Consider the following 776-nt stretch of genomic DNA (forward strand, 5'->3'; position numbering starts at 1 on the left):
CATATGCAGCGAGAAACTTTGCATAACCGTTTACCAGTTTGCGCTCATTGGCAGAAATGGCGCCGCCGGTGGGTTCCAGTATTCAAACCCAAGATTAAGCAACGCGAAAAAGCGGCGATGGAATGCAGGATTCCTCACCTGACGGAACTCAGCCACCAGCACGGCACCGAGTTTAATTTTTGATTGCAGAATTTCGCTGGTCTCCGGCGTAGCGGGGATCAGAATTCCAGATGACTGCTTGATGAGTTGTAATTCGTGCGCCATGGTGTTCTCCGTGGCGCAGCAGGTGCAGGTTGTTCAGGCCTACATTTGAAGTGTATCAAAGCAACGGGTAATTCGATAGCCTGCCTTTTCTAACATTTGCGTAAATAATGTTGGAGTTCCAACTATGTCATCAGGGTGAAGGGGAACAAAAGATATCTCGTCACCACGACGATACATCAGAGCGCGTCCGCTATCCGGAATACTACCGAACCTTGCCACTACACAATGATCGTAACAACGTATAACCGCATACCCTGATTCTGGTAAGTCTTCTAACATGTAACCCCCCGTCACACTGACTTTATTTCTGGAAACGTCTGCGACTCCACGATGCTTAATATGCATAAAACCAGTCGTCAGCGCTTTCCCACGTTTCCTGCAGAATGCTCTGTATACGTTTTTTATCGCCATCAGCAGCACCGACGATACTCAGATCATCCTGACTGCCTCGACGGATGGTTAAGTTGCAGTTTTCATACTGATTCTGGAGACGGGTAATTAATTCTTTTTCA

The 776-nt window shown here is 47.4% G+C and carries 1 protein-coding gene and 1 pseudogene; both read right to left on the reverse strand.

Going from position 1 to position 776, the window contains the following annotated elements:
- A pseudogene (locus tag ACLJRU_RS23355) lies at positions 1-264 on the reverse strand (DUF1367 family protein); the annotation flags it as partial.
- A 334-nt stretch (positions 265-598) separates the two neighbouring features.
- Positions 599-776: DinI family protein (locus tag ACLJRU_RS23360; protein ID WP_410957053.1), on the reverse strand; the 178-nt coding region annotated here is incomplete at its 5' end.

This window comes from Salmonella sp. SAL00653, from assembly GCF_046552515.1.
GTDB lineage: Bacteria > Pseudomonadota > Gammaproteobacteria > Enterobacterales > Enterobacteriaceae > Salmonella > Salmonella enterica.